Source organism: Pseudomonas sp. TKO26 (assembly GCF_003225665.1).
Lineage (GTDB): Bacteria > Pseudomonadota > Gammaproteobacteria > Pseudomonadales > Pseudomonadaceae > Aquipseudomonas > Aquipseudomonas saponiphila.
The window spans coordinates 129759-142530 of sequence record NZ_QKLN01000001.1; the positions used below are offsets into that span (position 1 = coordinate 129759).

Here is a 12772-nt window from a genome sequence, read left to right on the forward strand (position 1 = left end):
GCGGTGGCGGCGAGCTGTGCCAGAATGGCCGATCGTTTTTTCTGGAGCCTTGTCATGAGCGCCGTTACCCCCAGCCTGATTCGCGAGACTTTTCCCGTCGGTCCGTTGCAGTGCAACTGCACCATCATCGGTGACCCGCTGACCAAGAAAGCCATAGTGGTCGATCCGGGCGGCAATCCGGACTTGATCATGGCCCGCCTCGATGCCCTGGGGCTGAAGGTGGTGAGCATCATTCACACCCATGCTCATCTGGACCATTTCCTGGCCTCGGGGCAGATGAAGGAAAAGACCGGCGCCACCTTGCATCTGCACAAGGACGATCAGTTCCTCTGGGACAACCTGGAGATGCAATGCAGCATGTTCGGCGTGCCCTTTACCCCGGTGCCGTCGCCGGACCGCTGGCTGGATCACGAGGAAGAGTTGGCCTGTGGATGCGGCGTGGCCTTGCATACCCCCGGGCATACCCCGGGCTCCATGAGCTTTTGGTTTTCTGAAGCTAAGCTTCTGATTGCTGGCGACACACTGTTCAAGCGTGGGGTCGGACGCACGGATTTGTGGGGCGGAGATCAGGCCACCCTGGTGCGTTCGATCAAGCAGCGTCTGTACACCCTCGACGAAGACGCCACAGTGGTGGCCGGGCACGGTCCAGACACTCGGCTGGGGGATGAAATGCGTCAGAATCCGTTTGTGAGGGCCTGAGGATTTACTCTGCTGCTCACGGAATCTTTGCCGTTTCGCGTGTTCCAACGCCAGCAAAGGTCTGTTGCCAACGTCCGCTGCACCACAGAATGCAAAAAGTAGGAGCTTTCCATGTTCACCTCGCGTCGTTTGATTGTTGTCGCTACTGCTGTGGCCTTGTTGTCCGGCTGCGCTTCGCCTAACCCCTATGACAATCAGGGGCAGGCCGACGGCGGCTCGTCGGGCATGAGCAAAACTGCAAAATACGGTGGCCTGGGTGCCCTGGCCGGTGCCTTGGCCGGTGCCGCCATCGACCACAACAACCGTGGCAAGGGGGCGCTGATCGGTGCCGCCGTGGTGGGTGCATCCGCCGCCGGTTACGGTTACTACGCCGACCAGCAGGAAAAGAAACTGCGCGCCAGCATGGCCAATACCGGGGTTGAAGTGCAGCGTCAGGGTGATCAGATCAAGCTGATCATGCCGGGTAACATCACCTTCGCCACCGACTCGGCGAACATCGCTCCCAGCTTCTATCAGCCGCTGAACAACCTGGCCAACTCCCTTCGCGAGTTCAACCAGAACCAGATCGAGATCGTCGGCTACACCGACAGCACCGGCAGCCGCCAGCACAACATGGACCTGTCCCAGCGTCGTGCCCAGAGCGTGGCGACCTACCTGACGTCTCAGGGCGTGAGTAGTGCCAACCTGTCCGCTCGCGGCGCCGGTCCGGACAACCCGATCGCCAGCAACGCCGACGTCAATGGTCGTGCTCAGAACCGTCGGGTGGAGGTCAACCTCAAGGCCATTCCGGGTCAGCAATATCAGCAGCCCAACCAGCAGTATCAGCAGCCTTACCAGCAGCAAGGTCAGCAGTACTAAAAGCGTCCCTGGCGAAACCCAGGCACAAAAAAGCCCGCCCGATGCAGATCGGGCGGGCTTTTTAATGGCTGAGGCGTATTACTTCTTCAGGCCGTATTGCTCGTCGAGCATGCCGGGGGCATTAGGCGCCTTTGGCGCGTAGTCCCGTGGCGGCTCCTGGTCCCGCGGTGGTGTCAGGCGTTCACGAGGAGCCTGCACCGACTCCGAGTGCAGGGCGGCCAGCAGGCGCTGGCGGGTCAGTTCGTCCAGGGCCAGGCGGTTGGCGCCCTCGGCGAGATGGTCCTGCACTTCCTGATAGCTCTGGGTGAGTTTTTTCACCAGGGTGGCAGTGCTGTTGAAGTGGGTGACCACTTCGTTCTGATAATTGTCGAAACGTTCCTGAATATCGTCCAACTGACGCTGCGTGCGGTTAGGCGCGGCATTGGGCAGCAGGCGAGCAACCAGGAATCCAATGGCGACACCCGCGACCAGGGCAAGAGTCGGCAACAACCAAACTAAGAGCGAGTGTTCCACGAGTCCTTCCTCTATAAACGGCTTTGCTTTACGTTAACGGCTCGAACCTGCGCTGTATACCGCGATTCACTCGCAATAGATTGGCACAGACCATTTGCTAGACGAGTCGACCCCCTTCGAGGTCACGGAGTTCCTTCCTTGCTAATGCGTGAAACCCCTGTAGTGATTGCCGGCCCTGTGGGCCAACTGGAAGCCCTGTATCTGCAGGTGCCCGATGCTCGTGGCGTGGCGCTGATCTGTCACCCCAATCCGGTGCAGGGCGGCACCATGCTCAACAAGGTGGTGTCCACCTTGCAACGCACGGCACGGGATGCTGGGTTGATCACCTTGCGTTTCAACTATCGCGGCGTGGGCGCCAGTGAGGGTAGTCACGACATGGGCAGTGGCGAAGTCGATGATGCCCAGGCGGCCGCGCAGTGGCTGCTGGCCCAGCATCCGGGGCTGCCTTTGACCCTGCAGGGGTTCTCCTTCGGCGGCTTTGTCGCCGCCAGCCTTGGCGGGCGCCTGGAAGCCCAGGGCGTGCAGCTCAAGCACCTGTTCATGGTCGCGGCGGCGGTCACCCGCCTGCGTGAAAGTGACCTGCTGCCGCAGAGCTGCCCACTGACCCTGATCCAGCCGGAAACCGATGAAGTCATCGACCCACAGGCAGTCTACGACTGGTCCGACGCGCTTGTTCGCCCCCATGAGCTGCTGAAAGTGGCAGAATGCGGGCACTTTTTTCATGGCAAGCTCACCGATCTGAAAGATCTGGTGCTGCCGCGACTTTCGAATTGATAGCAGTCTGATAAGCGATTACCCATGACTACTCGTACGCGTATCCTCACCGGCATCACCACCACCGGCACCCCGCACCTGGGCAACTATGCCGGTGCGATTCGCCCGGCGATTCTTGCCAGTCGCGATAGCAATGCCGACTCCTTCTACTTCCTGGCCGACTACCACGCGCTGATCAAGTGCGACGATCCGTTGCGCATCCAGCGCTCGCGTCAGGAGATTGCGGCCACCTGGTTGGCCGGTGGCCTGGATGTGGAGCGCGTGACTTTCTATCGCCAGTCGGACATTCCGGAAATCCCGGAACTGACCTGGTTGCTGACCTGCGTCGCGGCCAAGGGGCTGCTCAATCGCGCCCATGCCTACAAGGCTTCGGTGGACAAGAACCTGGAAGCCGGTGAAGACCCGGATGCCGGCATCACCATGGGGCTGTACAGCTACCCGGTACTGATGGCCGCGGACATCCTGATGTTCAACGCCCACAAGGTGCCGGTCGGCCGGGATCAGATCCAGCACGTGGAGATGGCCCGTGATATCGGCCAGCGCTTCAACCACCTGTTCGGCCAGGGCAAGGAATTCTTCGCCATGCCCGAGGCGCTGATCGAGGAAAGCGTCGCCACCCTGCCGGGGCTGGACGGGCGCAAGATGTCCAAGAGTTACGACAACACCATCCCGCTGTTCACCAGCGCCAAGGACATGAAGGACGCGATCTCGCGGATCGTCACCGACTCCAAGGCGCCGGGCGAAGCCAAGGATCCGGACAACTCTCACCTGTTTACCTTGTTCCAGGCCTTCTCCACCCCGGCGCAGGCTGCCGAGTTCCGCGCGCAATTGCTTCAGGGCCTGGGTTGGGGAGAAGCCAAGAACCGCCTGTTCCAATTGCTGGACGCCGAGCTGGGCGAAGCCCGCGAGCGTTATCACCAGTTGATTGCACGCCCGGCGGACCTGGAAGACATCCTGCGTGCCGGCGCCGTCAAGGCCCGTGCCGTGGCCACGCCGTTCCTCGCCGAGTTGCGCGAAGCCGTGGGCCTGCGCTCCTTTGCCAGCCAGGTGCAGGTTGCTGCCACGACCAAGAAAAAGGCCGCCAAGGCTGCGCGCTTCATCAGCTTCCGTGAAGACGATGGCCGTTTCCGTTTCCGCCTGCTGTCTGCCGATGGCGAGCAGTTGCTGCTGTCGCGCCACTTCGCCGATGGCAAGGCGGCCGGTGCGGTGAGCAAACAGCTGCAGTCCGGGCAGGCGCTGGATCTGCGCAGCGAAGCCGGCAGTTTCAGCGTCTGGCTCGAAGGTGCCTGTGTAGCTGACAGCCCTGAGTTCGCCGACGCTGCCGCGCGTGATGCGGCCATAGAGGCACTGCGGATTGCGCTGACCCCAGTGCAGGACTAATCGGAATCTTCCCGACCAAGGGCTGATTGCCATTCCCCAGGGCCGTCGCTAAAGTGACGGCCCGTTTTTGTTGCCTTGCTAACGAATTATGACGCCCCTAGAACGATACCAAGCAGATCTGAAACGCCCGGACTTCTTTCATGACGCGGCACAGGAAACCGCTGTGCGTCATCTGCAGCGTCTTTACGACGATCTGATTGCAGCCGAGCAAAACAAGCCGGGGCTGCTCGGCAAGCTGTTCGGCAAGAAGGATCAGGCGCCGGTCAAGGGTCTGTATTTCTGGGGGGGGGTAGGGCGCGGCAAGACCTATCTGGTTGATACCTTCTTCGAAGCACTACCGTTCAAGGAAAAGGTTCGTACGCACTTTCACCGCTTTATGAAGCGCGTCCACGAAGAGATGAAGACGTTGGGGGGCGAGAAGAATCCGCTGACCATCATCGCCAAACGCTTCTCGCAAGAGGCGCGGGTGATCTGCTTCGACGAGTTCTTCGTCTCCGACATTACCGATGCGATGATTCTCGGCACCCTGATGGAAGAACTGTTCAAGAACGGCGTGACCCTGGTCGCCACTTCGAACATCGTTCCGGACGGCTTGTACAAGGATGGCTTGCAGCGCGCGCGCTTCCTGCCGGCGATTGCCCTGATCAAGCAGAACACCGAGATCGTCAACGTCGACAGCGGTGTCGACTACCGTCTACGGCATCTTGAGCAGGCCGAGCTGTTTCATTACCCCTTGGATGAAGCGGCTCATGAAAGCCTGCGCAAGAGCTTCCGGGCGCTGACGCCTGAATGCACTCAGGCGGTGGAAAACGATGTGTTGATCATCGAGAACCGCGAAATTCGTGCCCTGCGTACCTGTGATGATGTGGCCTGGTTCGATTTCCGCGAGCTGTGCGACGGTCCCCGCAGCCAGAACGATTACATCGAACTGGGCAAGATCTTCCACGCGGTGTTGCTCAGCGGCGTGGAGCAGATGAGCGTGACCACTGACGACATTGCTCGGCGCTTCATCAACATGGTCGACGAGTTCTATGACCGTAACGTCAAGTTGATCATCTCCGCCGAGGTCGAGCTCAAGGATCTGTATACCGGTGGACGCCTGACGTTCGAGTTCCAGCGAACCCTCAGCCGGTTGCTGGAGATGCAGTCCCACGAGTTCCTGTCGCGGGCACACAAGCCGTAAGAGTCGCCAAATGAACAAGGGCCTGCATTGCAGGCCCTTTTTTTATGCCGCCTGTTGCTGGAACTGCTGGCGGTATTGGTTGGGTGAGAGTTCGGTGTGCTGGCGGAACAGGCGGGCAAAGAAGCTGGCGTCGTCGTAGCCGACTTCGTAGCTGATGGTCTTGATGCTCTTGCGCGTTCCCGAGAGCAGGCCCTTGGCGGTTTCAATCCGCAGCCGCTGCAGGTAATGCAGAGGCTTGTCGCCGGTGGCGGTCTGGAAGCGGCGCATGAAGTTGCGAATGCTCATGCCATGCTCGCGGGCTACGTCCTCGAAGCGGAACTTGTCGGCGAAGTGCTCTTCGAGCCAGTGCTGGATCTGCAGGATGATCACGTCCTGATGCAGCTTCTGGCCGCCAAAGCCGATGCGTCCGGGGGCGTAGTTGCGTTGCACTTCGTAAAGGATGTCCCGAGCCACGGCCTGGGCTACGTTGGCGCCGCAGAAGCGTTCGATCAGGTAGATGTACAAGTCGCAGGCCGAAGTGGTGCCGCCGGCGCAATAGAGGTTGTCGGCGTCGGTCAGGTGCTTGTCCTGATTGAGCTGGACCTGGGGGAAGCGCTCGCTGAAGGCGCTGAAGAAGCGCCAGTAGGTGGTGGCTTCCTTGCCGTTGAGCAGCCCGGTTTCGGCCAGCCAGAACACGCCGGTGGCCTCGCCGCAGAGCACGGCACCGCGGGCGTGCTGGGCGCGCAGCCAGGGCAGTATCTGTGGATAACGCTGGCACAGGGTGTCGAAGTCGTCCCAGAACGCCGGGAGGATGATCACGTCTGTGTCTTCCAGCGGGCCGTCCACCGGCATGATCACGTTGCTGAAGCTGCAAACCGGCTGGCCATCGGGACTGACCAGGCGGGTTTCGAAGGCCGGGGTCAGGCCTTGGCCCAATTGTTTGCCGTATCGCAGGCTGGCCAGATGGAAGAAATCCTTGGCTTGCATGAGGGTGGAGGCGAATACCCGGTCGATGGCCAGGATGCTGACGCGCCGCAAGGGCGTGGAGGTTTGGTTAGACATAATTCAATTATTCTTATAGGGGAAAGTGGTCACCAGACGGCTGGATCGTCTTATTTTTTGTCGGATGTGTCCAGTGTCCCGTGCAAGTGGCTGGCCTTAGGCTCTGGCAGCCAACCCATGATCAATAAACATCACAGGTGCCTGCATGATCCCAAGAACCTTGTTCAGTTCCGAGCACGAACTCTTCCGTGACAGCGTGCGGACGTTCCTTGAAAAAGAGGCTGTGCCTTTCCATGGTGAGTGGGAAAAACAGGGCCATATCGACCGCCAGTTGTGGAACAAGGCCGGGGAGGCGGGGATGCTGTGCTCACACATTCCCGAGGAGTACGGCGGCCTGGGTGCGGATTTTCTCTACAGTGCGGTGGTGATCGAGGAGATCGGCCGGCTGGGGCTGACGGGCATTGGTTTCTCTCTGCATTCGGACATTGTTGCGCCCTACATCCTGCATTACGGCAGTGAGGCGTTGAAACACAAATACCTGCCCCGTCTGGTGTCGGGTGAAATGGTGACGGCCATCGCCATGACCGAGCCGGGCGCCGGCTCCGACCTGCAAGGGGTGAAGACCACGGCGGTGCTCGATGGCGACGAGTATGTGATCAATGGCTCCAAGACCTTTATTACCAACGGCTATCTGGCGGATCTGGTGATTGTGGTGGCCAAGACCGATCCCAAGGCCGGGGCCAAGGGCACCAGCCTGTTTCTGGTGGAGGCCGATACGCCGGGGTTCTCCAAGGGCAAGCGTCTGGAAAAGGTCGGGATGAAGGCTCAGGACACTTCGGAGTTGTTTTTCCAGGATGTGCGCGTGCCTAAGGAAAATCTGCTGGGACAGGCTGGAATGGGATTCGCCTACCTGATGCAGGAGTTGCCTCAGGAGCGCCTGACTGTAGCCATTGGCGGTTTGGCCAGCGCGGAGGCGGCGCTGCAATGGACCTTGGAATACACCCGTGAACGCAAGGCTTTCGGCAAGGCAATTGCCGATTTCCAGAACACCCGCTTCAAACTGGCGGAAATGGCCACGCAAATCCAGATTGGCCGGGTGTTTGTCGACCGCTGCCTGGAGCTGCATCTGCAAGGCAAACTCGATGTGCCGACGGCTGCGATGGCCAAGTACTGGGGCACCGATCTGCAGTGCAAGGTGCTCGACGAGTGCGTGCAGTTGCACGGCGGTTACGGCTTCATGTGGGAGTACCCGGTAGCCCGGGCCTGGGCCGACGCCCGGGTACAGCGCATTTATGCCGGGACCAACGAGATCATGAAGGAAATCATCGCCCGTTCACTCTAGTAGCGGGCTTGCCGGCGAATGGGCGACGCCTATTTGCCGGCAATTCAGGTCCTGAAGTTTTTAAGGGGCGGGGTTGGGGTGGTCCTTGTGGATCGCCTCGATCCCGGCCAGGACTTCCTGTGACAATTTCAGTTCGGCACTGGCGATGTTGCTATCCAACTGTTCCAGGGTCGTGGCGCCGATGATGTTGCTGGTCACGAACGGCTGCTGGTTGACGAAGGCCAGGGCCATCTGCGCTGGGTCCAGCCCGTGTTCGCGGGCCAGGGCGACGTAACGGTCGCAGGCCGCTTCCGACTGCGGATTGAAGTAGCGGCTGAAGCGGCTGTAGAGGCTCAGTCGAGCCTTGGCTGGTCGCGCGCCGCCTTGGTATTTGCCGGACAGGTAGCCAAACGCTAGGGGCGAGTAGGCCAGCAGGCCGCATTGTTCGCGAATGGCGATTTCCGCCAGGCCCACTTCAAAGCTGCGGTTGAGCAGGTTGTAGGGGTTCTGGATCGAAACCGCGCGAGGCCAGCCACGGCTTTCGGCCAGGGCGAGGAACTTCATGGTGCCCCAGGGCGTTTCATTGGACAGGCCGATATGGCGGATCTTGCCGGCCTTGACCTGTTCGTCCAGGGCCTCGAGGGTTTCTTCCAGCGGGGTGAAGTTTTCGTCGGCCTGGTGCTTGTAGCCCAGTTGACCGAAGAAGTTGGTGCTGCGCTCGGGCCAGTGCAACTGATAAAGGTCGATCCAGTCGGTCTGCAAGCGCTTGAGGCTGGCATCCACGGCTTCGATTATGTGTTTACGGTTGTGCTTGAGTTGTTTGTCGCGGATGTAGTCGATGGTGTTGCCGGGGCCGGCGATCTTGCTGGCCAGGATCCAGTCGGCACGGTCGCCGCGCTGTTTGAACCAGTTGCCTATGTAGCGCTCGGTGGTGGCGTAGGTGTCGGCCTTGGGTGGCACCGGGTACATCTCGGCGGTGTCGATGAAATTGATTCCGGCGTGTTTGGCTCGCTCGATCTGAGCGAAGGCTTCAGCCTCGGTATTCTGCTCGCCCCAGGTCATGGTGCCCAGGCAAATTGCGCTCACGTTGAGGTCGGTTCGGCCCAGCTGGCGGTAGTCCATCGGGTACTCCCTTGGCAAAACAATCATAAAAGCAGGTTGAAATTTTTTTCGCAATCTGCATAATTCGGCAGCTCTTTCTGCAGTGGAAGTGATGCGCCGCCTGCCGAAGAATCTTGCCGTATCCCAGACGCGCTGACCCGAGCCCCCGATAGCGTCTGTGTCCGGCTGCCTTTGACCTTGTCAAAGTACGCACTATTCAGTAAGATCCGCCGTCTATTTTGCTGGGCGGCCCCTGAGGCTATAAAGAATGAAAACTTTTACTGCTAAACCGGAAACAGTAAAGCGCGACTGGTTCGTCGTCGACGCTGCTGGTCAGACCCTGGGTCGTCTGGCCACCGAAATCGCGAGCCGTCTGCGTGGCAAGCACAAGCCTGAGTACACTCCTCACGTTGACACCGGCGACTACATCGTCGTTATCAATGCCGAGCAGGTACGTGTTACTGGCGCTAAAACCACTGACAAAATGTACTACTCCCACTCCGGTTTCCCGGGCGGCATCAAGTCGATCAACTTCGAAAAGCTGATCGCCAAAGCCCCTGAGCGCGTGATCGAGACCGCGGTAAAAGGCATGCTGCCTAAGAACCCGCTGGGTCGCGACATGTACCGTAAGCTGAAAGTCTATGCGGGCGCTGCTCACCCTCATACTGCTCAGCAGCCCCAAGAACTGAAGATTTAACGGAATAGTTCATTATGTCGGCGACTCAAAATTACGGCACTGGCCGTCGCAAGACTGCAACCGCACGCGTTTTCCTGCGTCCGGGCACTGGCAACATCTCGATCAACAACCGTTCCCTGGATAACTTCTTCGGTCGCGAAACTGCCCGCATGGTAGTTCGTCAACCGCTGGAGCTGACCGAGACTGTCGAGAAGTTCGATATCTACGTTACCGTTATCGGCGGCGGTGTAAGTGGTCAAGCTGGCGCAATCCGCCACGGCATCACTCGCGCTCTGATGGATTACGACGAGACTCTGCGCAGCGCTCTGCGTAAAGCCGGTTTCGTAACCCGTGACGCACGTGAAGTTGAGCGTAAGAAAGTGGGTCTGCGTAAAGCGCGTAAGCGTCCGCAATACTCCAAGCGTTAATTCGTTACTGCGTTCAAAAACGCCCAGCCTCCTTGCGGAGCTGGGCGTTTTTTATTGTCTGAAATTTGCTCTGTGACAACTTGCCACATCCGCGGAGGCCCTATACTACAAGGCCTCGGGCTGGCTTGGCTTGGTAATTACCTTGTCAGAATAGGGGCTTTTCATTACCATTCGGCAAAATTTTTATAAGTTCAGATTTTTACTTAGTAGATGCCTGATTTAACAGGCCACAAAGCTGATGGGAGAGGACTGAATGAGCAATGACGGCGTGAATGCAGGCCGGCGTCGCTTCTTAGTAGCAGCCACATCCGTGGTGGGTGCTGCAGGAGCGGTGGGGGCTGCGGTCCCGTTCGTGGGGTCATGGTTTCCCAGTGCCAAGGCGAAAGCCGCAGGTGCACCGGTGAAAGTGAATATCAGCAAGATCGACCCAGGTCAGCAGATGATTGCTGAGTGGCGTGGTCAGCCGGTGTTCATCGTCCGCCGTACAGAGGAAATCCTGGGGAATCTTAAAAAGATCGAGGGCCAACTGTCTGACCCTGACTCCAAGAACTCGGTACAACCAACCTACGTCGATCCGGAAGTGCGTTCGATCAAGCCAGAGATTCTGCTGCTGATCGGGATCTGTACTCACCTGGGTTGTTCTCCGACCTTCCGTCCTGAAGTGGCGCCCGCCGATCTGGGCAAGGACTGGGTAGGTGGCTATTTCTGCCCTTGCCACGGCTCCCACTACGATCTGGCTGGTCGCGTCTACAAGGCGCAGCCTGCGCCCCTGAACCTGCCAGTACCCCCGCATTCCTATGAGTCGGATGACATCATCGTCATTGGCGTCGACACGGAGAAAGCGTGATGAGCAAGTTCATGGATTGGGTTGATGCGCGTTTCCCCGCGACCAAGATGTGGGAAGACCATCTCAGCAAGTATTACGCTCCGAAGAACTTCAACTTCTTCTATTTCTTTGGCTCCTTGGCGCTGCTGGTTCTGGTCAATCAGATCGTTACCGGTGTCTGGCTGACCATGAGCTACACCCCTTCGGCGGAAGAGGCCTTTGCCTCCGTTGAATACATCATGCGCGACGTCGAGTACGGCGCGATCCTGCGTCTGCTTCACTCCACCGGTGCTTCGGCGTTCTTCATCGTGGTCTATCTGCATATGTTCCGTGGCTTGCTCTACGGTTCCTACCAGAAGCCTCGTGAGCTGGTGTGGCTGTTCGGCATGCTGATCTACCTGGCGCTGATGGCTGAGGCCTTCATGGGCTACCTGCTGCCTTGGGGGCAGATGTCCTACTGGGGGGCCCAGGTGATCATCTCGCTGTTCGGTGCGATCCCCGTGATTGGTGACGACCTGACCCAGTGGATTCGTGGTGACTACCTGATTTCCGGGATTACTCTGAACCGCTTCTTCGCCCTGCACGTAGTAGCCCTGCCGATCGTGATTCTCGGTCTGGTGGTGCTGCACATCCTGGCGTTGCACGAAGTGGGTTCGAACAACCCGGATGGTGTAGATATCAAGAAGAACAAGGATGAGAACGGCGTCCCTCTGGATGGCATCCCTTTCCACCCTTACTACACCGTGAAGGATATCGTCGGCGTAGTGGTGTTCCTGTTCATCTTCTGCTCGATCGTGTTCTTCTTCCCTGAAATGGGTGGTTACTTCCTTGAGAAGCCGAACTTCGAGCAAGCCAACCCGTTCAAGACCCCAGAGCACATTGCTCCGGTTTGGTACTTCACGCCGTTCTACGCGATCCTGCGTGCGGTGCCGGACAAGCTCTTGGGTGTTATCGCCATGGGCGCTGCAATCGCGGTCCTGTTCGTACTGCCTTGGCTTGACCGTAGTCCGGTCAAGTCCATGCGCTACAAAGGCTGGCTGAGCAAGATCTGGTTGCTGGTGTTCTGCATCTCGTTCGTGATCCTGGGTGTGCTGGGTGTCTTGGCACCGACTCCGGGCCGTACGCTGCTGTCGCAGGTATGTACCTTCCTGTACTTCGCCTACTTCATTCTGATGCCGTTCTACACCAGGCTCGAGAAGACCAAACCGGTTCCGGAAAGGGTGACTGGCTGATGAAAAAGCTATTTGCTGTACTGATTCTTGCTGCTATGCCTGTGTTGTCTTTCGCGAATACCGCTGGTCCTGAGTTGGAGAAGGTTGATATCGACCTGTCCGACAAGGCCGCCCTGCAAGACGGCGCGCGTACTTTCGCCAACTACTGCATGGGCTGCCACAGCGCCAAGTTCCAGCGTTATGAGCGGGTTGCCGATGACTTGGGCATTCCTCACGACCTGATGTTGAGCAAGCTGGTTTTTACCGGTGCCAAGATTGGCGATCACATGAACATCGGCATGCAGCCGGCTGATGCCAAGACCTGGTTCGGTGCAGCGCCACCTGACCTGACTCTGGTAGCTCGTGTTCGCGGCACTGACTGGCTCTATGGCTACCTCAAGTCCTTCTATGAAGACCCTGCGCGCCCTTGGGGTGTGAACAACAAGGTCTTCCCGAACGTTGGTATGCCTAACGTTCTGGTCGGTCTGCAAGGGCGTCAGGTGGTCGGTTGCAAGCAGGTGCAGATCGTTGAGGACGGTAAGAAACAATACGATCCGCTGACTGGTACTCCTCTGACTCACGAGGCGTGCGACCAACTGACAGTCAAAGAGGGTACCGGTGCTCTCAATGAGGCGCAGTTCGACGAGAAGGTCAAGAATCTGGTGACCTTCCTGGCTTACTCGGCTAACCCGGTCAAGCTGCAGCACCAGCGCATCGGTACTTACGTACTGCTGTACCTGGCCTTCTTCTTCGTGTTCGCCTATCTGCTCAAGCGCGAATACTGGAAGGATGTGCATTAATAGGTTTTAAGCATCAGTTGT

The 12772-nt window shown here is 58.7% G+C and carries 14 protein-coding genes; 11 read left to right on the forward strand and 3 right to left on the reverse strand.

Annotated elements, in window-relative coordinates:
• The first annotated feature begins 54 nt into the window (after window positions 1-54).
• Together DNK59_RS00660 and DNK59_RS00665 are read left to right on the forward strand one after the other, a co-directional pair.
• Window positions 55-699 (forward strand): MBL fold metallo-hydrolase, encoded by a 645-nt coding sequence (locus DNK59_RS00660; RefSeq protein ID WP_092310468.1) that lies wholly within the window; start codon window positions 55-57, stop codon window positions 697-699.
• Window positions 700-810: 111 nt separating this feature from the next.
• On the forward strand, window positions 811-1557 hold the full coding sequence (locus tag DNK59_RS00665; protein ID WP_047306025.1) for an OmpA family protein: 747 nt from the start codon (window positions 811-813) through the stop codon (window positions 1555-1557).
• Between the two features lie 78 nt (window positions 1558-1635).
• Here DNK59_RS00665 and DNK59_RS00670 read toward each other — a convergent pair whose 3' ends face one another.
• Window positions 1636-2070, reverse strand: a complete 435-nt coding sequence (locus tag DNK59_RS00670; protein WP_092310471.1) for a YhcB family protein — start codon at window positions 2068-2070, stop codon at window positions 1636-1638.
• Between the two features lie 144 nt (window positions 2071-2214).
• On the opposite strand from DNK59_RS00670, the gene DNK59_RS00675 reads away from it, so the two are divergent.
• From DNK59_RS00675 to zapE, 3 genes are all read left to right on the forward strand, one after another.
• Window positions 2215-2844 carry an alpha/beta hydrolase gene (locus DNK59_RS00675; protein ID WP_110721968.1) on the forward strand — a complete coding sequence of 210 codons (630 nt, stop codon included), beginning with the start codon at window positions 2215-2217 and terminating at the stop codon, window positions 2842-2844.
• A gap of 24 nt (window positions 2845-2868) precedes the next feature.
• The gene (locus DNK59_RS00680) at window positions 2869-4224 is read left to right on the forward strand and encodes a tryptophan--tRNA ligase (RefSeq protein ID WP_110721969.1); all 1356 of its coding nucleotides are present in this window, start codon (window positions 2869-2871) and stop codon (window positions 4222-4224) included.
• An 88-nt stretch (window positions 4225-4312) separates the two neighbouring features.
• A complete protein-coding gene (gene zapE, locus DNK59_RS00685; RefSeq protein ID WP_092310480.1) occupies window positions 4313-5407 on the forward strand; it encodes a cell division protein ZapE in 1095 nt (364 codons plus the stop codon).
• Between the two features lie 42 nt (window positions 5408-5449).
• Here the strand turns inward: zapE and DNK59_RS00690 are convergent, their stop codons facing one another.
• Window positions 5450-6349 (reverse strand): GlxA family transcriptional regulator, encoded by a 900-nt coding sequence (locus DNK59_RS00690; protein ID WP_177431194.1) that lies wholly within the window; start codon window positions 6347-6349, stop codon window positions 5450-5452.
• A 244-nt stretch (window positions 6350-6593) separates the two neighbouring features.
• Here DNK59_RS00690 and DNK59_RS00695 point away from each other — a divergent pair, with 244 nt between their 5' ends.
• Complete coding sequence (locus DNK59_RS00695; RefSeq protein ID WP_110721970.1) at window positions 6594-7730, forward strand: acyl-CoA dehydrogenase family protein; 1137 nt, start codon at window positions 6594-6596, stop codon at window positions 7728-7730.
• A gap of 60 nt (window positions 7731-7790) precedes the next feature.
• Here DNK59_RS00695 and DNK59_RS00700 read toward each other — a convergent pair whose 3' ends face one another.
• Complete coding sequence (locus tag DNK59_RS00700; protein WP_110721971.1) at window positions 7791-8831, reverse strand: NADP(H)-dependent aldo-keto reductase; 1041 nt, start codon at window positions 8829-8831, stop codon at window positions 7791-7793.
• A gap of 247 nt (window positions 8832-9078) precedes the next feature.
• Between DNK59_RS00700 and rplM the strand changes: the two genes are divergently transcribed.
• The 5 genes from rplM (at window position 9079) to DNK59_RS00725 (ending at window position 12751) form a co-directional block, all read left to right on the forward strand.
• On the forward strand, window positions 9079-9507 hold the full coding sequence (rplM, locus tag DNK59_RS00705) for a 50S ribosomal protein L13 (protein WP_007928449.1): 429 nt from the start codon (window positions 9079-9081) through the stop codon (window positions 9505-9507).
• A 14-nt stretch (window positions 9508-9521) separates the two neighbouring features.
• A complete protein-coding gene (gene rpsI, locus DNK59_RS00710) occupies window positions 9522-9914 on the forward strand; it encodes a 30S ribosomal protein S9 (RefSeq protein ID WP_003228056.1) in 393 nt (130 codons plus the stop codon).
• Between the two features lie 253 nt (window positions 9915-10167).
• Window positions 10168-10761: a ubiquinol-cytochrome c reductase iron-sulfur subunit gene (gene petA, locus DNK59_RS00715; RefSeq protein WP_047306018.1), complete on the forward strand. Its 594-nt coding sequence runs from the start codon at window positions 10168-10170 to the stop codon at window positions 10759-10761.
• Window positions 10761-11972, forward strand: coding sequence for a cytochrome bc complex cytochrome b subunit (locus DNK59_RS00720; protein ID WP_092310491.1), 1212 nt, complete (start codon window positions 10761-10763; stop codon window positions 11970-11972). The genes petA and DNK59_RS00720 overlap by 1 nt, the downstream gene beginning before the upstream one ends.
• Window positions 11972-12751 carry a cytochrome c1 gene (locus DNK59_RS00725; protein ID WP_110721972.1) on the forward strand — a complete coding sequence of 260 codons (780 nt, stop codon included), beginning with the start codon at window positions 11972-11974 and terminating at the stop codon, window positions 12749-12751. The genes DNK59_RS00720 and DNK59_RS00725 overlap by 1 nt, the downstream gene beginning before the upstream one ends.
• Window positions 12752-12772: the final 21 nt, after the last annotated feature.